Consider the following 21,797-nt stretch of genomic DNA (forward strand, 5'->3'; position numbering starts at 1 on the left):
CTCGCATCAACGGACATGGAGCTCGACGCTCGCGTTATGCAACGCATAACCGGCATCCCCCATCGCCGACGTCAGGCGCTCGACGCGCAGCGTGCCCGTGGCCCATACCGCGCGCATCACGCGGAGCGGCGTGCGGGAAGGTTTGTCGAGCTTCACATGGACGATCTGGTTGGCCGGCGGCGGCGGTACGTGGATGCATGCCCCGAAGTATGGCACCAGCAGGAACTCGCCGATGATGCGCGCATCGCCGGACATCGGCACCACGTAGCCCGGCAGCCGCACGCGCGCGCCGTCGAGCGATCGTTCGACGGGCGCGGACTTCCAGTAGTCGCGTGCGCGCGCCAGCGCTTCCTGCGCGCGCGGATCGCCGTCTTCGAGCTTGTCGAGGTCGAGCCCCTGGAACGGCGCTTTCGCGTCCCACCCGGCGGGCAGCAGTTCGCTCCACTTGATCTCGCGGACGTCGTTCGCCGCGCGCGCGGCGGGCAGCAGACAGATGCCGCTCAGGGCGGCGAGGGCGTGCAGGGTCCGGCGTCGTGTGGTCACTGGCAAGGGCTCAGGTATTCGGGGTCAATCCATCGGCAAGGCTGATGCGGTACGCGCGCCAGCCCGGCAGCAGCGAAGCCACCGCACCGGCGGCAACGATCGCCCCGAGCAACGGCAATTCGCTGGCCTGCGGCCAGGCCACGGGCAATGCGATGCCGAGGCTCGCCTGCAGCCACGGTGCAATGGCGACGGACACCGCCGTCAACAGCATGTAACCGGCCAGCGTGCCGGCGAGCATCAGGCAGAAGCCCTCGGCCGCCAGCAGCAACAACAGATCCAGCGGGCGCGCGCCCACCGCGCGAAGAATCGCGAGTTCGCGGCGCCGTTCGCCCAGCGCGGCGAGGATGGACGATACCAGCCCGGCGAGCCCCACGGCAACGACCAATGCCGACATCAGCATCATGCCGGTCTCGGCCACGCCGATCATGTCCCAGAGTTCATCGAGCGCGACACCGGGCAGCACCGCCATCAGCGGTTCGCGCGTGTCGTCCGCAATCTCGCGCTGTACGGCAAACACCCGCGAGCGCAGCTTCAGGCCAACCAGTAGCCCGGTCACGTGCTTCGGCGTCAGATCGAACTTGCGGACGAGTTGCTGCGGAATGGACATGCCCGGCATTGGCGCGCCCGCCTGCCAGTCGAGATGGATCGCTTCCATCGCCTCCAGCGTGATGTGCACGGTGCGATCGACGGGCGTCCCCGTGGGCGCCAGAATGCCGGTGACCACGAACGGCTTGTCCGCATGGTCGTGATGCTCGCCGAGCGGCCCGTGATCATGCTCGTGGGCATCGTCATCGCCATGGCTGAGCACGATGCGGTCGCCGATCCGGTAGTGGAGCGTGCGGGCAACCTCGGCGCCGATCACCGCGTCGAACAGCCCATCGGGCCGCGCATCGAGCGGTTTGCCCTCCGCCAGCCGCAGCGCATGCTGCGCGCCATAGCGGAAGTACTGGAAGTAGTCGCCATTGGTCGCCAGCACCGGAAACCCGCGATGCGAATCGCCAAGCGATACCGGAATGGTCCACGCGACCAACGGATGCGCGGCGATACGTCGCGCGCTATCCCAGCGCATGTCGTTGGTGGCGCTGCCGAGGTGGAACACGGTGTAGAGCATCAGCTGCATGGGGCTGCCCCGCGCGCCGACGATCAGATCCGTGCCCGACACCGATTGCGAGAATCCCGCGCGCACCTGCTGCCGGATGCGCTCCACGCCGAGCAGCAGTGCCGTGGACAGGGCGATGGCCACGACCATCAGCAGCAGGTTGTACCGCCGGTTCCACGCGCTGCGCGCGGCAAGACCGAACAACGTCATGCGATGGCCTCCGCGGCAAGCGCCGGCATTGCCATGGACGGCATCGGGAACCGCCGGTCGAAATGCGCGGCCAGCCGTTCGTCGTGACTCACGAAGATCAGGCTCGCGCCCACGGCGCGGCATTCGCGTTGCAGCAGATCCATGAACGCGGCCTGCCGCGCGGCGTCGAGCGCGGACGTCGGCTCGTCGGCCAGGACCATCTGTGGCCGGCCGAGCAGTGCGCGTGCCGCGGCGACGCGCTGTTGCTGGCCGACGGAAAGCCGGGACGCGGGGCGCCGCCACAACGCTTCGGGCAGATCGAGCCGGCCAAGCAGCATGGCCGCCGCGTCGGCGGGCGTGTCGCCCTGCTCGCGCGAACGTTCGCGGCGCGCGGCCGAGAAGCGGCAGGCGAGCAGGACGTTGTCGAGCACGGACAGATACGGCAGCAGGTTCAGCTGCTGGAAGATGATGCCCATATGGTCCGCGCGAAAGCGATCGCGCCGCGCGCCGGCCAGCGTATGCAAGGCGGTGTCGCAGATCGTCACCGTGCCTTCGTCCGGCACGAGCACGCCCGCGAGCAGGCCGAGCAGGGTGCTCTTGCCACTGCCGCTCTCGCCCGAGACGAACACATGCTCGCCCGCCGCCACGTCGAAGCGGCCGATGCGCAGGCGCGCGTCGCGTTGTCCGGGCCATGCAAAGACCACGTCGTGCAGGGCGGCCACTGGCGGTGGCGCGGCGCGCGTATCGGGAGGAGGCATGGAAAACTGCTCGCGGAAGGTGGAAACAGTCGGCAAGCTTAATGCAACAAAGTTGCAATGTCGAACACTATCTGCTTACAAAACTGCGCTTTGAACGCGTCATGGGCCGGTCGTATGCTGCTCGGGGGAATTCACCCCAGGGAGACACGACGTGACAAACAAGAACACGATCTGTTTGTGGTACGAAGGTGATGCGGAAGCGGCCGCCAATTTCTACGCGGCAACATTTCCGGACAGCCGCGTCGTCGCGGTGCACCATGCCCCGAGCGACTATCCGTCGGGCAAGGAAGGCGACGTGATTACCGTCGAGTTCACGGTGGCGGGCATTCCGTGCATCGGCCTGAACGGCGGCCCCGAGTTCAAGCACAACGAGTCGTTTTCGTTTCAGATCGCCACCGACGATCAGGCGGAAACCGACCGGCTCTGGAATGCGATCGTCGGCAATGGCGGGCAGGAAAGCGTCTGCGGCTGGTGCAAGGACAAATGGGGCATCTCGTGGCAGATCACGCCTCGCGTGCTGACGGAGGCGTACACCAGCAAGGACCGCGCGGCGGCCAAGCGTGCGTTCACGGCGATGATGTCGATGACGAAGATCGACGTCGCGAAGATCGAGGCCGCGGTGAAAGGGTAGGAACTGAGGGATAGGGTATTCCCTCGGTGGGGACCGAAGTCCCATGCGCGCGGGCGTATTCCCGATGTTCTCACCCGAAACCGGGACGCTCGCCTCATGTTCGTATCCGTTCGATTTCCGACAATGGCTCCACGGTTTGGCCATGCCAGCCGTTTCCGTTACCGATTGGAGTTCGATGTTGGAGTAGTCGCGATGTCTACGAAGCTTGCCAAGACCCTGTTTGTTGTTTCCACGATGACCTTCGGCCTGTCCCAGGCCGCGCACGCCGCATGGAGCGAAACTTTCGTTCCGGCCAGTGCGTCCACCAAGCATGCGGGCACGACCACCTGCAAGCAGGGCGGCTTCGATCCGTTCACGGACGGCGCGCGAATGGGTCCGCGCGACCCCTACACCGATGGCGGCAACCATATCGGTATGCGTGATGCCTATACCGATGGCGCGCGCGGTCTTGGTGCACGCGGAGAGTGCGCGTCGCATATGGCCTGAGGCGTCATCCCCGACTGACCGCTGAGTCACCGTCCGCCGGCGCAACCACCTGTGCCGGCGGATGCGTGCGATGTGGCGCTGGGGCCGCTCCCGCGCGATTCACGACATTTGATCCGCGTTTACGCACCCTACGTCGCCGAGTCGGAGTAACGTTCATGCTGGTGGCCCGCGCCGACAACCTGCAGGGGAGCAGCGATGACCAGCAAGACGACCAGCACGACGAACGAAGCGACAACCGGTGCGACAACCGGCGCGGTAGATCGGGACATTCCAGCCTCCATGATGTCCCGCCATCATCAGATGTACATGCGGTTCTCCGAACCCGAGCTTGCCCGCATCGGGCGGTTCGGAACCCTGCGCTGCTATGCCCCCGGTGGACACCTCGAGTGCACGGGCGTGCGGACGGCGGGGATGTTCGTCATCCTGACCGGCACCGTGCAGATCAACCAGCGCGACGGGCTGGGCAATACGCGGCCGTTGACCCAATTTACGCGCGGCGACTTCGCGGCCGAACTGGCGGCAATGTCGGGCAAGCCGTCGCTTGTGGATGCCGTGGCCATCGATCACGTGGAGACGCTGCTCGTCACGCCGCAGGAGTTGCGCGCGCTGATCGTCGCGGAGGCGGACCTGGGCGAGCGGCTGATCCGCGCGCTGATCCTGCGCCGCGTGTCGCTGATCGAATGGGGCGAGAGCGGTCCGGTGCTGATCGGCCGCCCGGGCTCGGGCGCGCTGCTGCATCTCGAGAGCTTTCTGCGCAGCAATGGCGAACCGTATCGCGTGGTCGATGCACGCGAGGACGCCGGTGCCGCGGCGCTGATCGAACAATATGGCGCGGCGGCCGGCGACCCCGTTGCCGTCTGTCCGGGCGGCGCGGTGCTCGTCAATCCCACGGAGACCGAACTGGCCCGCTGCATGGGCATGGTGGAAACCGACGAGCGGCACGAGATCTTCGACGTCGCCGTGGTGGGTGCCGGTCCCGCGGGTCTGGCCACCGCCGTGTACGCCGCCTCCGAGGGGTTGCACGTCGTCGTGCTCGACCGACGCGCTTACGGCGGACAGGCCGGGGCCAGTGCCCGCATCGAGAACTACCTCGGCTTTCCGACCGGTATCTCCGGTGCGGCACTGACGGGCCGCGCGCATGTGCAGGCCGAGAAGTTCGGCGCGGAGCTATGGATTCCGTCGGAAGTCCGCCTGCTCGACTGCGAGCGCACGGGACCCGACAACGTGATGCATATCGAGCTGACCGACGGCCGCCGGCTGCGCGTGCGGACGGTCGTGATCGCGAGCGGGGCGCGCTATCGCCGCCCCAATGTGCCGATGCTGCCCGACTTCGAAGGGCGCGGCGTCTGGTACTGGGCCTCGGCCATCGAGGCGCGCAGCTGTGCGAACGCGGAGGTGGCGCTCGTGGGCGGCGGCAATTCGGCCGGGCAGGCGGCGGTATTCCTGTCGCAGCACGCGGGCAAGGTCAATATGCTCGTGCGCGGGCCGGGACTGGCGGCGACGATGTCGCGCTACCTGATCGATCGCATCGCGGCCACGCCGAATATCGAGCTGCTGCCGCACACGGAACTCGTCGCGCTGCACAAGGGGTCGTGCGATGGCCTCGTGGGCGTGTCGTGGCAGAACCGGCAGACCGGCGTCGAGACGGAACGCAATATTCGCAACGTGTTCCTGTTCGTGGGCGCCGAACCGGAAACGCGCTGGCTCGAAGGGTGCGATGTCACCACCGATCGCTCGGGCTTTGTGCGCACGGGCGCGGCCGCGGTCGATGGACCGTCGGACCGGCTGCCTGCCGCGCTGGAGACGTGCGTGCCCGGCGTATTCGCGGTGGGCGATGTGCGATCGGGCTCGGTCAAGCGCGTCGGTGGCGCGATCGGCGAGGGCGCGGCCGTCGTGGCGCAGATCCACGAGTTTCTGGCGATGTCGTCGGCGGAAGCGGCTGCCACCGCGACCGTCTCCGTGTCGATACCAGCGACCGTGTGAGCTAACGCGCCTTCAGAATCGTCTCGATCTTCTGCGCGGTGAGCCGTAGCGCCGGCAGAAAACGCTTCTCCAGAAACGCCTGATCGCGGCTGCCGAGCACCATGCTCAGGCCCACGCCGGCCACGACCTTGCCCGTCTGGTCGTGCAGCGGCACGGAGATACCCGCGAACCCATCGACGAGCTCGCTGATCAGCGTGCAGTGCCCCGCGCTGCGAATCTCCGCGAGCTTGCGCGCAAGCGTCTGGCGCGACGTCACCGTGAACGGCGTCAGCTTGCGCAACGCCGCCTGCTTCAGATACGCCTCGCGCGACGCGTCGTCGAGCCCGGCCAGCAACACGCGGCCGAGCGAATGCGCATAGGCCGGCATGCGGCGGCCGATCGCCATATCCACGCGCAATAGCTGGCGCGGTTCCTCGCGCGCGACGAGTACGACCGATTCGTGATCGAGCATGCCGATCGAGCAGCTCTCTCCTACCTCCGCGCACAGCGCCTGCAGATAGGGCCGCGCGATCTGCGGCAGGTTCATCGACGCGAAGTACGCATAGCCGAGGTCCATGACCTTCGGCGTCAGAAGGAACCTGCGGCCGTCCTGCACGAGGTATTCGTTATGCACGAGCGTCAGCAGCAGCCGGCGCGCAGCCGCGCGCGTGACGTCGAGCTGCTCGGCCACTTCCTGCATCGTCAACCCGTCGACGCCCGTTGCATAGAGGCGCAGCAGTGCGAGCCCCTTGGTCAGGGAATCGAGCAATTCGTCCTTCTTGGGCGCCTCGTTCGGGACGTCGAGGGCGTCTTCCTTGTCGGCGGAAACGGCACGTGGCATGTCGGGAATGGGTGGTGTGGGAGACGGGCTTGCATCTGGCCGTGCGATCCGTATGATAGTCGTTTTCCGAACAAATGTTCGCAGATTACAAAATCGGGAGACAGGCATGAAGGTCATCACGGCCAGCCAGGCGGCGGAACTCGTCCAGAGCGGATGGACCGTCGCCAGCGCGGGCTTTGTCGGCGCGGGCCACGCGGAAGGCGTGACGGAGGCGCTGGAGCGGCGTTTTCTGCAGCGCGGAATGCCACGCGATCTGACGCTCGTGTATTCCGCGGGGCAGGGCGATCGCGGCGCGCGGGGTGTCAACCATTTCGGCAATGCAGGCATGACGCGCGCGATCGTCGGCGGGCACTGGCGGTCGGCCACGCGGCTCGCCACGCTGGCCATGCAGGAGGCATGCGAGGGCTACAACCTGCCGCAGGGCGTCATCACGCATCTGTACCGTGCGATTGCGGGCGGCAAGCCCGGCGTGCTGACCAAGGTGGGCCTGCATACGTTCGTCGATCCACGCACGGCACAGGATGCGCGCTATCACGGCGGTGCCATCAACGCGCGTGCCCGCGATGCGATCGCCGCGGGCAGCGCGAACTGGGTGGAAGCGATCGACTTCCGTGGCGACGAGTATCTGTTCTATCCGAGCTTCCGCATCGATTGCGCGCTGATCCGCTGCACCGCCGCCGATCCGCGCGGCAACCTCAGCACGCATCGCGAGGCGTTCCACCACGAACTGCTCGCGATGGCGCAGGCCGCGCACAACTCGGGCGGCATCGTCATCGCGCAGGTGGAGTCGCTCGTCGATTTTCACGAGACGCTGCAGGCGATTCATGTGCCGGGCATCCTCGTCGATTACGTCGTGGTCAGCGAGGCCCCCGAGCATCATCAGATGACGTTTGCCGAGGTCTACAACGAGGCCTACGTGCGGCCATGGCGTGGCGAAGCCGCGCATGCGGCGGAGGCGCTGCCGTCCGCCCCGGCATCGCTCGATGCGCGCACGATCGTGCAACGCCGCGCCGTGATGGAACTCGCGGCCCGCGCGCCGCGCGTGGTCAATCTCGGCGTGGGCATGCCCGCGGCCGTGGGCGCGCTCGCGCATCAGGCCGGGCTCGATGGCTTCACGCTCACCGTGGAAGCGGGCCCGATCGGCGGTACGCCGGCCGATGGCCTGAGCTTCGGCGCGTCGGCGTATCCGGAGGCCGTGGTCGACCAACCCGCGCAGTTCGACTTCTATGAAGGCGGCGGCATCGACCTCGCGATACTCGGGCTGGCCGAACTCGACGGGCACGGCAACGTGAACGTGAGCAAGTTCGGCGAGGGCGAGCGTGCGCTGATCGCGGGCGTGGGCGGTTTCATCAATATCACGCAGAGTGCGCGCGCGGTGGTCTTCATGGGCACGCTGACGGCGGGCGGACTCGAGATCGCGGTGCGGGACGAACGTCTGTCCATCGTCGCGGAAGGGCGCGTGAAGAAAATCGTGCCCGAGGTCTCGCATCTGAGTTTCAACGGGCCCTATGTCGCATCGCTCGGCATTCCCGTGATCTACGTGACCGAACGCGCGGTCTTCGAAATGCGCACCGATGCGAACGGCGAGTCCCGCCTGACGCTGGTCGAGATCGCGCCGGGCATCGACCTGCAGCGCGACGTGCTCGATCAATGCGCGACGCCGATTGCCGTCGCGGACGATCTGCGGCAGATGGATGCGCGGCTGTTTCGCCCTGGCGCGATGACGCTGCGCGGCAGTACCCCACAACAACGATAAAGCAACGTCATACACCGGAGGACACAACATGAAGTACCGTCAAGCGCGTCGCACGACGCTCGCATCGCTCACCACACTTGCCATGGCGGCGATGGCGACCGCCCTGCCGATGGCCTCGGCCATCGCGCAGGCGCCATTTCCCGCCGACAAGCCCATCCGCCTCGTCGTGCCGTTCCCCGCGGGCGGGCCGACCGACACGGCCGCGCGCATCATCGGCCAGAAAATGGGCGAGACGCTGAAGACCACGTTCGTGATCGACAATCGCCCGGGCGCATCGGGCACGATCGGCACGGAAACGGTCGCCAAGGCCGCGCCCGATGGCTACACGCTGGTCATGCTGGCCACGCCGACGCTGCTTGCGCCGCATCTGCTGCCGCGCAAGGGCTACGACATCTTCAAGGACTTCACGCCGGTCGGCAATGCCTACGAACTGCCGATCGTCATGGTGGTGAACCCCAACGCGCTGCCCGACGTGACGGACCTGCAGCAGTACATCGCCAAGGCCAAGGCGGCGCCGGGGCAGACCAACTATACGAGCGCGGGCAATGGCAGCTTTGGGCACCTTTCGACGGAATTGCTGAAGAACCTCGGCCACTTCGACGTGCAGCACGTGCCGTACAAGGGGAGCGCCCCGGCCATCGCCGATCTGCTGGCGGGCCAGGTCCCGATGATGTTTTCGGACATGATTGCCGCGTTGCCGCATATCAAGGCCGGCAAGCTGCGCCCGATCGCCGTGGGGTCCAGCAAGCGCGTGTCGTTTGCGCCGGACGTCAAAACCGTGGCGGAGCAGGGCTTTCCGGGCTTCGATGCATCGTCGTGGGGCGGGCTGCTGGTGCCGGCTGGCACACCGAAGGACGTGGTGGCCAGGCTGTCCGATGCGCTGAAGGGCGCGCTGGCGGATGCGGCGGTGCAGCAGAAGATGCTGGGCGCCGGCACCATCGCGTCGTATCTGCCGCCCGACCAGCTGACGTCGCGCATGCAGGGCGATTACGCAAAATGGGGCAAGGTCATCAGGGACAACAACATCCGCAGCGATTGATGTCGAAGGTGTGACAGCGCTACGGATGCGCAATACCGCCCAACGCCATACACTTGCGGGTTGGAGCAGTTTTCGTCGCACGACAGTTCAACGAGGATGACCATGGCAATGATCGATGTGAAGGTTCCCCAGCTCTCCGAGTCCGTTGCGGAGGCAACCCTGATCCAATGGAAAAAGAAGGTTGGCGAGGCGGTCGGGCAGGACGAGATCCTCATCGAGATTGAAACGGACAAGGTCACGCTGGAGGTGCCGAGTCCCGCGCCTGGCGTGCTGGCGAAGATCGTGCAGCCCGATGGGGCAACGGTACGGGCGGACGAGGTGATTGCGGTGGTGGATACCGAGGGCAAGGCCACGGCTGCCGCGCCGGCCGCCGCTGCACCGGCTCCCGCGGCCGCCGCGCCGGCTGCGAAGCCCGCCGCGGCCCCGGCACCTGCTGCCGCGCCCGCCGCTGCCGGGTCTTCGGTGAGCGCGTCGGCCAAGGTCGACTACGACGTCATCGTGATCGGCGGCGGTCCCGGCGGCTATATCGCGGCGATTCGTGCCGCGCAGCTGGGCCGCACCGTGGCATGCGTCGAGGAGTGGCTCGACGACGCTGGCAAGCCGCGTCTCGGCGGCACCTGCCTCAATGTCGGCTGCATTCCGAGCAAGGCGCTGCTGGCCTCGTCGGAGAACTTCGAGCAGGCGCAGCACGGCATGGCCGAGCACGGCGTACGCGTGCAGGGCGTGACGCTCGATCTGCCGCAGATGCTCAAGCGCAAGGCCGCGATCGTGGACAAGTTCACGGGCGGCGTCGAATTCCTGTTCAAGAAGAACAAGGTGACCTGGCTCAAGGGCCACGGCAAGTTCAACAAGCGCGCGGCCGACGGCGCGTTCGTCGTGGACGTGACGGAAGGCGACAAGACGCAGTCGTACGCGGCGCGCGACGTGATCATCGCCACGGGGTCGAAGGCGCGGCATCTGCCGAACGTGCCCGTGGACAACAAGATCGTGTCCGACAACGAAGGTGCATTGTCGTTCGACTCGGTACCGAAAAAGCTCGCCGTGATCGGCGCGGGTGTCATCGGGCTGGAGCTCGGTTCCGTCTGGCGCCGGCTCGGGTCCGAGGTCACGCTGCTGGAAGCGCTGCCGGGCTTCCTCCCGACCGTCGATGAGGGCGTGGCGAAGGAAGCGGCCAAGAGCTTCAAGAAGCAGGGCCTGACGATCGAACTCGGCGTCAAGATCGGCGACATCACTACATCGGCCAAGGGCGTCAAGATCGCCTATCAGGACAAGGACGGCAAGGACCACAAGCTCGACGCGGACCGCCTGATCGTCTCGATCGGCCGCGTGCCGAACACCGACAACCTCGGCCTCGACCAGGTCGGGCTGGCGGCCGATACGCGCGGCTTTATTCCGGTGGACGACAAGTGCCGTACGTCGGTACCGGGGATCTATGCGATCGGGGACGTCGTGCGGGGGCCGATGCTGGCGCACAAGGCGGAAGACGAGGGCGTACTCGTGGCCGAAGTCATCGACGGGCAGAAGCCGCATATCGACTACAACTGCATTCCGTGGGTCATCTACACCGAACCCGAGATCGCATGGGTCGGCAAGACGGAAGCCCAGCTGAAGGCCGAAGGCCGCGAATATCGCGCGGGGCAGTTCCCCATGGCCGTCAATGGCCGCGCCCTGGGGCTCGGGCATGCGGAAGGCTTCGTCAAGATGATCGCGGACGCGAAGACCGATGAAATCCTCGGCGTGCATATCGTCTCGACCAACGCCTCCGACCTGATCACGGAAGCGGTGGTGGCGATGGAGTTCAAGGCGGCGTCCGAGGACATCGGCATGATCAGCCACGCGCATCCGTCGCTGCCGGAGGCCATGCGGGAGGCGGCGCTGGCGGTGCGGAAGCGGTCGTTGAATATGTAAGGTGGCGTAGCGCGGCGCACGCGCGTACGTTCGGTTGGGCGTACGCGCGGACTTGGCGGGAATGGACCATCAGCCCGGCACGGCGAAACCATTCGCCGGGACGTATGACATCTATGATTTCACGTGAGTGGTCATGTCGTCATCCTTCCCATCACTGCCATGTCAGAGAACCTGTTCGCCGATGGGGCTTCACCCATCGTTTACATCATCGACGACGATGCCCTGATCCGCGCGTCGCTCGACTCGCTGCTTCGCTCCGTGGGATTACGCATTCGCTCGTTCGAAGGCACGGAAGCGTTCAAGGCCTCGACCGTCGAGGATGCGCCGAGCTGCCTGTTGCTGGACGTCAGGCTCCGTGGAGAAAGCGGTCTGATGTTCCTGCAGCGCCAGCAGCCGGCGTTGCAGATGCCGATCATCTTCATGAGTGGGCATACCGATATGCAGGCGTGCGTCACGGCCATGAAAGCGGGCGCCGTCGACTTCCTGACCAAGCCCATCGCCGAACAGCAAGTCATCGATACCGTCATGATTGCACTGCATCGGGACGCGCAAAGGCGCGAGCAGGTGCGGGCACGCAACGAGGCGCTCGACACGCTCAAGACCCTGACGCCTCGCGAGCTCGAGGTGTTCGTTCGGGTCGTGGCGGGTTCGCTGAACAAGCGGATCGCGGCAAGCCTCGGTATCAGCGAGATCACCGTCAAGGTTCACCGGGCTTCCGTCATGCGAAAGATGAATGCGCGTTCATTGCCCGATCTCGTGCGCACCTCTCAGATGGTCGGCATCGTTCCATTGGATTGCTGAGCATCGTGTCTGAAAACATCGTCGTAAATGTCGCCATGGACGCGGTGGGATTGAGGCACCATTGATGATGATACACATTGGGCGCGCGAGATGGAAAAGCCAAACACGTCGATCCGGCGCTGGTCCACGGACGACGTCGAATCCCGGCTGAGACGGGAGTACTGGATCGACGCGATCGGTCACTCCCTTGCCAGGAGCGACATCGATATTTCCGACTCCGAGCGCTTTCAGGCGAAGCTTCTCTCTGGCGACTTCGGGCCGCTCCGTATGAGCAGGACCATGGCGACCGTCGGCAGAAGGGTGCGGAGGACCCGGCGCAATATCGCGCTGGATTCGCGGGACTCCTATCACCTGGTCACGTCTCACAACGGTCCCTGGTCGGTGCATACCGAAAGAGGCTCGGTGGATCTGCGTGGCCAGGACGCGGTACTGCTGAGTTCGGGGCGGGAGTATGCGATTCACCTGCCGGACGAGTCCGATCTCATTCTTGTCGGATTGCCGTCCCACTGGATCGAGGGCTGGATCTATCGGGCCGACGATCATGTCGGTGCGCATATCGATGCGTCGGCGGGCTGGGCGCGAGTCCTTTGCGCCTTTATCCGGCAGATGTTTCAGGACTTTCAGGATTCGGTTGCCCATGACGCGTCATTGCTCGCCAGCGAGCTCGGTGCGTTGGCGGGGCGCGCACTCAATCCACCCAGCGACATCCAGCTGAGCCGCTCGTCCGAGCTGGCCGGGAAGATCCAGCGTTGCATCCGCGACAGGCACCGTGAAGCAAGTATCGCCGCGGTCGATATTGCGACGGATCTGGGGATGTCGGTCAGAAGCCTTCACCGCCATCTCGCGGTACTGGGCGTCTCGATGGCGAAATACCTGATGGAGACCCGCGTCGAGTCCGCGAAGGCCATGCTGACAAGCCGCGCGTTTCGAAACCTCAGTGTCGCCGAGATCGGCCATCGATGCGGGTACGGCGATGCCTCGCATTTCATCAAGCAGTTCCGTCGAAGCACCGCGATGACGCCAGGAACGTTCCGTAAGCGTATGTCTTCCGTTTGAGATCGATAATGAGAATGTGGACCCTTTCCCTGCTGCTCGCCGCCGCGTTGAGTATCGTCGCAGAGGCCGCTGTGGCGGCACCGACGCTGCATGTTGTGGCCGAGAGCGACAGCATGATCTGGAACGCCACGGCGATCGACGATGCCGGTGGCATCTACGTGGCCGGCCCGCGCTGGACGGGCTCGCTCGGCCCATCGGTGGCCCGCGTCGGCACCGACGGGGCGCTGGTACCGTTTCCGGACGCAGCGTGGAATGCCGACGCATCGTCGGTTGCCGTCGATAACCGCTTCGTCAACGTCAATGCGCTCCGGCGCGACGGCGCGGGACAGCTATGGGTCGTCGATACGGGGGTGACGGCCTTTGGCGGGACCGTGGTGCCGGGCGCGGCGAAACTGGTCGCCATCGATCTGGCTACGGGGCAGGTCAGGCGGGTTGTTCCACTTGGCCCGGACGTCGCGCGCACCCATAGCTATATCGATGACATTCGATTCCATGGCGACCATGCCTATCTGACCGACGCGGGGGATCCGGGCCTCATCGTGCTGGATCTGCAATCGGGTGTGGCGCGACGGGTGCTGGAAAGCGAGCGTTCCACGACCGCTTCGGCCGGGCGCGATATCGTCGTCGATGGACGGATCTTGCGTGGTCCGGACGGACGTCCGCTGCGTGTTCACGCCGATCCGCTGGAGGTCAGCCACGATGGCCGCTGGCTGTATTTCGGCCCGCTCGAGGGGCCGTGGTCGAAGATCGAAACCCGCTGGCTGAACGACGTCGCCCTGACGCCGGCCCAACTCGCGGGCAAGGTGCAGCCCTGGCTGGACCTGCCGCCCATGGGTGGCTCGGTCATGGATGCCGCGGGCAACTTCTATTACTCGGACCTGGCGTCCGATTCGCTGAAACGGATCTCGCCGGACGGTGTCACGGAAACGGTCCTGACCGACAAACGGCTGCATTGGGTCGATGCGCCCGCATTCGACGGCCAGGGCCGCCTCTATCTGCCCGTGCCCCAGCTTGACCGCATTGGGTTGTTCAATGGCGGGCAGACGCGTCTGGAGCGTCCTGTCCGGCTATATCGGCTGGATCTGCCGCACACGCGCATTCCCGAGTGAAGGGCCTGCAGCCGTCCATCGCAGATGATCAGGAAGTTGCCAGCCGGCTCGTCGAAGGGATCGTGAATCGGATCGCCAATGGCGAGCATCTGGGCCGGGTACATGCCGAAGCCCGCATCGCGATCGAGGCGGCGCGCCGCGCATGCGACAGAGCGACGGAACTGGTTGTCGGCGCCCAGCTTCGGCTGGTGCGGGACCTGCGCCACGATAATCCGGTGCGGCGCCCGATTCCGTTCTCGCTGGCCGCGGTGCTGCCCGCCGACCAGAAGTTGACGGGGCGTTTGAAGGAAACGCGGCGACTCGTGCATCTCTACTCGGGATTGGCCGCATTCTTCGACGACGATCTGCCCCTGGCTACCGAACGGTTTCGCGCGGCGGAAGCACTGGCGACGGATACACCCGGCCGGGCACCCCACCGAGGCGGTCCATGCCTGGCATTCTTCGGTGCCATCGCCAGACTGAGCGTGACGTCCAGGGGCACGATACCGGCCGAGGTCAGTCCTTCCATCGTTGACGACATCGAGACGAGACGCGCGTTGCTCGAGCAATGGGGCGCGACGGTACCAGGACTCGGCGGAAAGGCGTTGCTGGTCGGCGCCGAGCTGGCGCGCGCACGCGGAGAGCACGTTCTTGCCGCACAGCTTTATTCCAGATCGGCATCGGCCGCCAATGTCAGCGGGCAGCTCATGGTCGAATCGATTGCCTGGGAGTTCTCTGCGAGGCATCACCAATCCCAGGGGAGCGTCGAACTGGCGCTCGAGCATGCCAGGCGGGCACGCTATTGCTATGGAGTTTGGGGGGCGCATGCGAAGGTGCAGCGCTTGATCGTAAGCTACCGTGCGCTTGCCGATGTCTCGGAAGGCGGCGCGGGCGCGCTGCTGCACCGGAGACAAGACATGGAAAACGATTTGCACCAAGGCATGCGGGCGGTTCAGGCATTCTCCGAAGAGATTCTGCTGGAGAAGCTGGTCGAGCGAGTGCTGGACACGATGATTCTTCAGGCCGATGCGCAATATGGTGTGCTGCTATTGATGAGAGGGGGCGAGCCAATCGTCGAATCCATCGGTACGTTGCACCATGGCAGGATCGTCTTCCAGACCATGGCCTCGGCACCCACCGACGCGATCCTCCCGCTGGCGATCCTCAACAAGACGATCAGAAGCCGGCGGCTCGTCGCGTTCGTTGACGCGGGCCAGGCGCTGGCGTCCAGTCGGATGGTCGGGCGGGCCGCTCGCCCCGTGCGCGCTGCGATGTGCTTTCCGCTGATGCGGCAGGGGACGATGGTCGGCGTGCTTTACCTCGAGAACAATCGCCGCACGGAAGCGTTCAGCGCGGACAGGGCGGCGCTTCTGGAGATGCTGGCGCAACATGCCGCCAATTCCATCGTGACCGCGCGTCTGTACAGGGAACTTGTCGATGAGAATGAACGGCGCGCCGAAACGGAGGCCGCATTGGTGAAAGCGAGAGCAGACCTCGCGCGAACCTCCCATTTGACGGCGATGGGCGGCATGGCGGCGTCGATTGCGCATGAAATCAACCAGCCGCTCGCCGCCATCATCAATTGCAGCGGGGCAGGGCGCCGCTGGCTCGCAAGGAGCGTCCCCGATGTGACGGAGGCCGTGGCGGCCTTCGATCAGATCAACAGCGCGGCGGCGCGTACGTCCGAGATTATCCGCGCGCTGCGGGCTCTGGCAAAGCAGACTCCGGCATCGCTGGCACCGCTTGCCATCGATGAAGTCCTGATCAGCGTGCTCGAGCTCATGCGGCCCGAGATCGACGATCGCAGGGTGAGACTGTCGATGTCCTTGTCGGCCTCCGGGAAGGCCGTCTTTGGCGACGGCGTCCAGTTGCAGCAAGTGGTGCTCAACCTGATCACCAACGCGCTGGAGGCCATGACCGAGACGCCGGCGCCGGCCCGCAAGCTTGCCGTGTCGTCGCAAGTCGAGGGCGGTTATGTCTGCGTGAAGGTATCGGATAGCGGAACCGGCATGGATGACACGACCCTCGAGAACATCTTCGATCCGTTCTTCACGACAAAGAGCACGGGGATCGGGATGGGGCTGGCCATCTGCCGCTCCATCATGGAGGCCCATGGCGGGACGCTCGAAGCGTCTTCCGAACCCGGCCACGGTAGCACGCTGACCTTCAGCATTCCCGTCGCGGCGCGAATCTAGAAATAAGACGCCCGCGCGAGCGGGCGTCCGGATGTGCAGAGAATTGCCTCAAAGCATCGACTTCCCCTGCGCCAGGATCTTGTCGCACACCTGCCTGGTGACCTCGGCCTTCAGCCCGCCCCCGCTCAAATCAAACTTGCTGCCACTGCTGGTGGAAAGAATCCCGCGCGAGCCGTCGCTGTAGTTGCTGTCCCGGGTCCCGCCGGACACCGAGCCGAGCAGCTTGTCCTTCACCGCCGAAGTGGCCGAGTCGGCGTTGAGATAGTTGTTCTTGACGCAGAATTCGATGACGCCGGCTGCGTTACCGGCCGAACCGGAACTCAGCGACGAGAGCGACGATAGCGACGATAGCGACCCGCCCCCAGGCGAGCCAAGCCCGCCGAGCGCGCCAGTGGCACCTTGGCCGGAACTGCCGCCCAGCGGCGAGGATTTCAGCATGTCGCCGATCTGGGCGTTGGCGGTGCCGGAGAGCAGGAGCACGGATACCGAAGCGAGCAATGCCGCGCGGCGAGAGAAAGTGGACGCAGTCATAGGGACTCCTTGTCAGGTTTCGCTGTGAATGGCGTCTCCACTATACGCCCCGTACTCGCTCCCGGTCGTGACGTTATCGTTGCGGCATGGCGGGTGCGCGCGGCGAGATGCCGGATCGGTAGCTGAACCACCCGAGGATCGCCACCCCGCCAAGCGCGATAAACGCCGCGCTATAGCCGAAATGATGCGCGATCCACCCGGCGAATGCGGGGCTCAGCGCCGCGCCGACGCCCTGCACGGCCATGACGGCCCCGAGGCCGGCGTTGACGTGGCCTGTGCCTCGGAGGATGCCGGCAACGAGTCCCGGTAGCGCGACGCCGAGCAAGCCTGCTCCGATGCCGTCGAGCGCCTGAACGGGGATCAGTGCCCATGGCGATGCCCAGGTCCCCGCGATGAGTCCGCGCAGGGGCAATACCAGAAGCGCCGCGACGATGAGCACGCGGTACCCGTGGCGGCTCGCGTAGCGGCCCGCGCCCAGCGCGGCGGGAATCATCACCAGTTGCGCCACGATGACCGTCGCGGCCGTGAAGACGCTCGGGTTCACCAGCCCATGTGCCACGATCGACTGCGCGAACCAGGGCAACATCGCGGCATTGCCGAGATGGAACAGCAGCATCGTGATCGCGAGCATGCGCAGCTCGCGCGATTCGGCCAGCACGCGCAGCGTCGAGGGGGGCTGACCGCCGTCATGCGCCGAAGCGGCGGACGGCGAGCTATCGCCGCGCGCGCGCTCATGATCGATGTCCTCGGGACGGATACGGATGAGGCAGACGAGCCCCGCGAACGCCATCACGGTCAGCAGCAGGAACACCGCCGACAGCCCCCACAGATAGCCCGCCATGCCGGCCAGCGCTGCCGCCACGACATTGCCGGCGTGGTTCCACGCTTCATTGATGCCCAATTGCCGGGGCAAGTCGTCATGGTCCACGATCCCCAGCGTCAGGCCCATGATGCCGGCGCCCAGCAGCGCACCCGCCATGCCGGTCACCACCTGAGAGGTCATGGCAATGCCGAACGATGGGCTGGCCCATAGCGCCGCGGTCGCCAGCGTGAGTCCGAAGGTGCCGGCCGCGAGCAGCAGCCGCTTGCTGTGCGACCGGTCGACCCATGCTCCCATCGGTGTGGTCGCAAGCATGCCGGCGGCACCGCCGGCCGCCATCACGTAACCGATGTCGTCGGCGCGCCAGCCCTGGCTGAGCAGCAGCACACCGAGAAAGGGCCCGAGTCCGTCGCGGACGTCCGACAGAAAGAAGATCAGGCCCGATAGCCAGTTGCGGGAGCTCACTCGCGTTCTCATCGCGGCACGCGGCGGCGTTCCGTTACGGTGCGGAGCGATAGAGCGGCTGCAGCGCGGAAAGCGCCGAGCCCATGCTCACCGCTTCCAGCGCGGTGCCGTACGCATTGCGCGTGCCGAGTCCCGACGCGGCAAACGGCGCGCCCGTCTGCACGGATTGGCGCAGGCTGTCGGGAGGAAAACGAACGATGGTGCCGTCGCCGAGGATGACACCGTTGGTTTCGCCGCGCCGCCCGCTCAGCACCATCAGCACACGTCCTTCGGCCTGCAGCGGCTCCAGTCGCTGCGCCCGCAGGTGCGGCGGCAGGGGGCGGCCCTCTCCCAGCGGCGGCGGCTGGTCGTACAAGGTGCGGCCCGTGGCCGTCTGGACGATGGCATCGGCCCGGATCGTGCCTGCCGCCTCCGGCCGGCCGATGATGCGGACGGTGTCCCCGACCTTGACGAGGGACGTCAGCGATGCGGACAGGTGAGGCGGAAACCTGGCGATGGTACCGTCGCCCAGTCGCAAGCCGTCGACTTCACCGTATGGGTTGATGAGCATCTGCCGAACCTGGCCCTCCAACGGGTATCCACCGATCGATACGGGAGATGCCGGCCCCGGAACCGGCGGCGCCGGCGCGTCGGCGGGGTCGGGCGGCATAGCCATTGCACTTGCGCCGCAGAGACCGAAGGCAAGGACTGTGGAGATGGCGATCGTGTGCTGGGACATGGGAGGCTCCTCGTGGTTGGGATGCCTCCATGGGGCGCAAGGACCGTGCCGCGATCTAACTCGCGTGAAATCAATGGGTTACGTTTCCGCCCCCGGTGGGACTGTCCGCCGCCGGGACAGCCATCTGTCACAGATTCGGACACCTGCGTGGACACCTGCGCGCGGAACGTTCAATCGATCCGGAGCTCGGCAAGCTTGCGGTATAGCTGCTGCCGGGACAGTCCGAGGCGACGCGCGGCCTCCGCCCGGTTGCCGGCGGTCGCCGCCAGCGCGCGCACGATCATTTCCCTTTCGACGCGAGCGACGGCGAGTTCCATGGGGCCATCCCAGTCGATATCGAGCGCCGTGACGGACCGCGCCTGCGCCTCCAGTCCGATATGTTCGACCTCGATGACGGGACCATGGCTGAGAATGGCCGCGCGTTCCATGGCATTGCGCAGTTCCCGCACGTTACCCGGCCACGCATGCGACAGCAGCAGCCGGGCAGCCGGGGCACTCAAACGTTTGGGAACGTCGCCGCCCAGTTGCCGCAGAAAATGCTCGGCCAGCAGCAGCACGTCGCCCAGTCTGTCGCGCAGCGGCGGCAGCCAGAGCGGGACGACCTGGAGGCGGTACCAGAGGTCCTCGCGGAAGCGACCTTCCCTGACCGCGGCGGGAAGGTCGCGATGCGTGGCGGCGACGATACGGACATCCACGGGCTGGACGCGACTTGCGCCAACGGGCGTGATCTCGCGCTCCTGTAGCACCCGCAGGATCTTCGCCTGCGTGGATAGCGGCATGTCGCCGATCTCGTCGAGAAAGAGCGTGCCGCCATCGGCCTCGCGGAAGCGTCCGATACGATCGCTGACGGCGCCCGTGAATGCGCCCTTGACGTGGCCGAACAGCTCGCTCTCCATGAGTTCGGGAGGGATCGCGGCGCAATTCACCGCGACGAACGGTCTGGCCGCCCGATTGCTGTTGCGATGCAATGCGCGCGCGACGAGTTCCTTGCCCGTGCCGGTTTCGCCAAGGATGAGGACCGTGGCGTCCGTGTTGGCGGCAAGACCAATGCGCTTGAACACCTGGCGCATGGCCTCGCTGCTGCTGACCAGCTCGGTGTCATCCGCGGGCGTGTTGCCGGCAGGCGTGGCGGCCGCTGCCTCGTTGGCTTCACGCCGCAATGCACGCTCGAGCGTTTCCACGAGCGCGGCCCGTGCCACGGGCTTGGTCAGATGGTCGAACGCCCCCAGGCGCATGGCCTCGATCGTGTTGCCGCCGCTCGCGTAGGCGGTCAGCATGATGCAGGGCACGCTCGAGAAGCCGCTTGCGCGACGCAGGAATACCAGGCCATCGTCGCCCGGGAGTCGCAGGTCGACGATCGCGGCATCGATGGCCTCGGTACGGAGCCTGTGCAGCCCCGCGTCGGTGGTCTCCGCTTGCAGGACGAGATGCCCGAGGTCGCGAAGCATCTCCGCCAGGCTCTCGCGGAACGCGACGTCGTCGTCAACGATCAGGATTTGGGCCACGGGAGCTCCATCTCGATGCGTGTTCCCTGCGGCGAGTCCGCAAGATAGATACGTCCATCATGACCCTGAACGATCTCGCGGACGAGCGCCAGGCCCAGTCCCGTGCCTCCCGCACGGCCGGTAGCGAACGGTTCGAACAGCGTGTCTCGCAGGTCGGCGGCAATGCCAACGCCATCGTCGGCCACCCACATGAGCAAGGTGCCGCGACTCGTGCGACGTGCGCCCAGTTCGATCTCGCCGTCCTGTCCCGTATGCGCGAGGGCATTGAGTACCAGGTTGTCGAACACGCGCACCATCTGCGTCGGGTCGAACAGCGCGAGGCCATTGGCGGCCGAGGCAAGCGCCGGGTCGATGACCAGCCCGATGCGTATCCCTCGCGCATGGGCCGCGTCGGCATGGGCGCTGCGGCGTGCCTCCAGCCAGGCGGCCAGGTCGACGCTCTCGCGCTCGACACGAAACGGCTGCGTCAGGGCCAGCAGGCTCGATACCAGTGTTTCGAGGCGAGCCGTCTGCGTCAGTACCGATTCGAGCGCACCATTGACCCGCGCTTCGCGCAGCTTGGCTGGCGCGGCCATCGCGTTCTCGGCTTTCATGCGCATCGTGCCCAGAGGGTTACGAATCTCGTGCGCAAGCCCCGCGGAAACACGTCCAAGGGTGGCGAGCCGTTCCGCCTGCGCAAGCTGGGTTCGCAGCTGGACGGCCTGGCGCTGCCACCGGGAGATGACCCACCCGAGCCACGCGCCGGAAACGATGACGAGCGCCAGCAGCAGGCTGACCGCGAGCATCAGGATATTGAGCGTTTCCGCGGCAAACAGCGGTACGCGCACCAGCGTCCAGGCGATCAGCCGGCGATCGCCGGCTTCCACCGGACAGGCGGCGAACGCGACGGCTTCACGCAAGCCGGGACGGACGTCGGTCACGAGGCCCGAAGCGTCCTGCGCGCGCTGCGCCATGGAGGCAATGCGGTCGAGTTCGGCGCTGGGTGGATCTCGCTTGATGCCGGTGCCGTCGTAGGTCGGAAACGCATACGCGACCACGCCCGCGCTCTCGCGCCAGAAGCCGCCCTCCACGCCGGGCTGGTCGCGCAGTGCGAGATCGAGAATGGCCTGCGCCGCGGCGGGAGTCAGCACATCGGGGGCACCGGCCGTTGCGGAAGGCTGGCGGTAAAGGCGCGCGGTGCCCGCCTGCAGTGCCTGGCAACTGGTCGCCGTGACCTGCCGCGCATGCGCGATCTGGCGACCCGCGCCCTGGCGGCTCAATAACAGCAGCAGCCCTCCCAGCACGAGGGCCGCCGCCGAAATGGAGAGCCACAGGATCAGCAGGTCGCGTCTGACGACCGGCTCCAGCGAGAGACCGGGTTTTCGTTTGATATCGAACACCGATGGCGTGCAAGCGTTGAACGTTGT

Annotated in this window: 20 protein-coding genes; 10 read left to right on the top strand and 10 right to left on the bottom strand. The window is 66.2% G+C overall.

Annotated elements, in window-relative coordinates:
* Nucleotides 1-6: 6 nt before the first annotated feature.
* From FOB72_RS18635 to FOB72_RS18645, 3 genes are read right to left on the bottom strand one after another with little or no spacing between them, the layout of a single operon-like run.
* On the bottom strand, nucleotides 7-543 hold the full coding sequence (locus FOB72_RS18635) for a DUF3299 domain-containing protein (protein WP_223851684.1): 537 nt from the start codon (nucleotides 541-543) through the stop codon (nucleotides 7-9).
* A gap of 10 nt (nucleotides 544-553) precedes the next feature.
* Nucleotides 554-1,852, bottom strand: a complete 1,299-nt coding sequence (locus tag FOB72_RS18640) for an ABC transporter permease (protein ID WP_150374235.1) — start codon at nucleotides 1,850-1,852, stop codon at nucleotides 554-556.
* Nucleotides 1,849-2,589 carry an ATP-binding cassette domain-containing protein gene (locus FOB72_RS18645; RefSeq protein WP_150374236.1) on the bottom strand — a complete coding sequence of 247 codons (741 nt, stop codon included), beginning with the start codon at nucleotides 2,587-2,589 and terminating at the stop codon, nucleotides 1,849-1,851. Before FOB72_RS18645 ends, FOB72_RS18640 begins: the two co-directional genes overlap by 4 nt.
* A 151-nt stretch (nucleotides 2,590-2,740) precedes the next feature.
* On the opposite strand from FOB72_RS18645, the gene FOB72_RS18650 reads away from it, so the two are divergent.
* Together FOB72_RS18650 and FOB72_RS18655 are read left to right on the top strand one after the other, a co-directional pair.
* Nucleotides 2,741-3,220 (top strand): VOC family protein, encoded by a 480-nt coding sequence (locus FOB72_RS18650; protein WP_150374237.1) that lies wholly within the window; start codon nucleotides 2,741-2,743, stop codon nucleotides 3,218-3,220.
* Nucleotides 3,221-3,412: 192 nt separating this feature from the next.
* Nucleotides 3,413-3,706 (top strand): hypothetical protein, encoded by a 294-nt coding sequence (locus FOB72_RS18655; protein WP_150374238.1) that lies wholly within the window; start codon nucleotides 3,413-3,415, stop codon nucleotides 3,704-3,706.
* A gap of 128 nt (nucleotides 3,707-3,834) precedes the next feature.
* Here FOB72_RS18655 and FOB72_RS32615 read toward each other — a convergent pair whose 3' ends face one another.
* Nucleotides 3,835-3,975 (bottom strand): hypothetical protein, encoded by a 141-nt coding sequence (locus FOB72_RS32615; protein WP_223851685.1) that lies wholly within the window; start codon nucleotides 3,973-3,975, stop codon nucleotides 3,835-3,837.
* 37 nt (nucleotides 3,976-4,012) lie between these two features.
* On the opposite strand from FOB72_RS32615, the gene FOB72_RS18660 reads away from it, so the two are divergent.
* On the top strand, nucleotides 4,013-5,689 hold the full coding sequence (locus FOB72_RS18660) for an FAD-dependent oxidoreductase (RefSeq protein WP_223851686.1): 1,677 nt from the start codon (nucleotides 4,013-4,015) through the stop codon (nucleotides 5,687-5,689).
* A gap of 1 nt (nucleotide 5,690) precedes the next feature.
* Here the strand turns inward: FOB72_RS18660 and FOB72_RS18665 are convergent, their stop codons facing one another.
* On the bottom strand, nucleotides 5,691-6,509 hold the full coding sequence (locus FOB72_RS18665; protein ID WP_150374240.1) for an IclR family transcriptional regulator C-terminal domain-containing protein: 819 nt from the start codon (nucleotides 6,507-6,509) through the stop codon (nucleotides 5,691-5,693).
* A gap of 106 nt (nucleotides 6,510-6,615) precedes the next feature.
* Between FOB72_RS18665 and FOB72_RS18670 the strand changes: the two genes are divergently transcribed.
* The 7 genes from FOB72_RS18670 (at nucleotide 6,616) to FOB72_RS18700 (ending at nucleotide 16,352) form a co-directional block, all read left to right on the top strand.
* Entirely contained in the window at nucleotides 6,616-8,265 is a 1,650-nt protein-coding gene (locus FOB72_RS18670; protein ID WP_150374241.1) for an acyl CoA:acetate/3-ketoacid CoA transferase, read from the top strand.
* Nucleotides 8,266-8,293: 28 nt separating this feature from the next.
* Nucleotides 8,294-9,304: a Bug family tripartite tricarboxylate transporter substrate binding protein gene (locus FOB72_RS18675; protein WP_150374242.1), complete on the top strand. Its 1,011-nt coding sequence runs from the start codon at nucleotides 8,294-8,296 to the stop codon at nucleotides 9,302-9,304.
* A 102-nt stretch (nucleotides 9,305-9,406) separates the two neighbouring features.
* Nucleotides 9,407-11,212, top strand: coding sequence for a dihydrolipoyl dehydrogenase (gene lpdA, locus FOB72_RS18680; protein ID WP_150374243.1), 1,806 nt, complete (start codon nucleotides 9,407-9,409; stop codon nucleotides 11,210-11,212).
* Between the two features lie 123 nt (nucleotides 11,213-11,335).
* Nucleotides 11,336-12,013, top strand: coding sequence for a response regulator transcription factor (locus FOB72_RS18685; RefSeq protein WP_317889553.1), 678 nt, complete (start codon nucleotides 11,336-11,338; stop codon nucleotides 12,011-12,013).
* 90 nt (nucleotides 12,014-12,103) lie between these two features.
* A complete protein-coding gene (locus tag FOB72_RS18690) occupies nucleotides 12,104-13,069 on the top strand; it encodes a helix-turn-helix domain-containing protein (RefSeq protein WP_150374244.1) in 966 nt (321 codons plus the stop codon).
* 14 nt (nucleotides 13,070-13,083) lie between these two features.
* Nucleotides 13,084-14,178 carry a major royal jelly family protein gene (locus FOB72_RS18695; protein WP_223851687.1) on the top strand — a complete coding sequence of 365 codons (1,095 nt, stop codon included), beginning with the start codon at nucleotides 13,084-13,086 and terminating at the stop codon, nucleotides 14,176-14,178.
* Complete coding sequence (locus tag FOB72_RS18700) at nucleotides 14,175-16,352, top strand: ATP-binding protein (RefSeq protein WP_150374246.1); 2,178 nt, start codon at nucleotides 14,175-14,177, stop codon at nucleotides 16,350-16,352. Before FOB72_RS18695 ends, FOB72_RS18700 begins: the two co-directional genes overlap by 4 nt.
* 48 nt (nucleotides 16,353-16,400) lie before the next feature.
* On the opposite strand, the gene FOB72_RS18705 is transcribed toward FOB72_RS18700, so the two are convergent.
* The 5 genes from FOB72_RS18705 to FOB72_RS18725 all read right to left on the bottom strand — a co-directional run bounded on the left by FOB72_RS18705 (nucleotide 16,401) and on the right by FOB72_RS18725 (nucleotide 21,770).
* Nucleotides 16,401-16,883 carry a DUF2501 domain-containing protein gene (locus FOB72_RS18705; protein WP_150374247.1) on the bottom strand — a complete coding sequence of 161 codons (483 nt, stop codon included), beginning with the start codon at nucleotides 16,881-16,883 and terminating at the stop codon, nucleotides 16,401-16,403.
* A gap of 73 nt (nucleotides 16,884-16,956) precedes the next feature.
* Nucleotides 16,957-18,168: an MFS transporter gene (locus FOB72_RS18710; RefSeq protein WP_411859864.1), complete on the bottom strand. Its 1,212-nt coding sequence runs from the start codon at nucleotides 18,166-18,168 to the stop codon at nucleotides 16,957-16,959.
* Nucleotides 18,169-18,202: 34 nt separating this feature from the next.
* Nucleotides 18,203-18,718, bottom strand: a complete 516-nt coding sequence (locus FOB72_RS18715) for a hypothetical protein (RefSeq protein WP_223851688.1) — start codon at nucleotides 18,716-18,718, stop codon at nucleotides 18,203-18,205.
* A 338-nt stretch (nucleotides 18,719-19,056) separates the two neighbouring features.
* Nucleotides 19,057-20,391 carry a sigma-54-dependent transcriptional regulator gene (locus FOB72_RS18720; RefSeq protein ID WP_150374250.1) on the bottom strand — a complete coding sequence of 445 codons (1,335 nt, stop codon included), beginning with the start codon at nucleotides 20,389-20,391 and terminating at the stop codon, nucleotides 19,057-19,059.
* Nucleotides 20,376-21,770 (bottom strand): sensor histidine kinase, encoded by a 1,395-nt coding sequence (locus tag FOB72_RS18725; RefSeq protein ID WP_223851689.1) that lies wholly within the window; start codon nucleotides 21,768-21,770, stop codon nucleotides 20,376-20,378. The genes FOB72_RS18720 and FOB72_RS18725 overlap by 16 nt, the downstream gene beginning before the upstream one ends.
* Between the last annotated feature and the right edge of the window lie 27 nt (nucleotides 21,771-21,797).

Source organism: Cupriavidus pauculus, from assembly GCF_008693385.1.
Lineage (GTDB): Bacteria > Pseudomonadota > Gammaproteobacteria > Burkholderiales > Burkholderiaceae > Cupriavidus > Cupriavidus pauculus_D.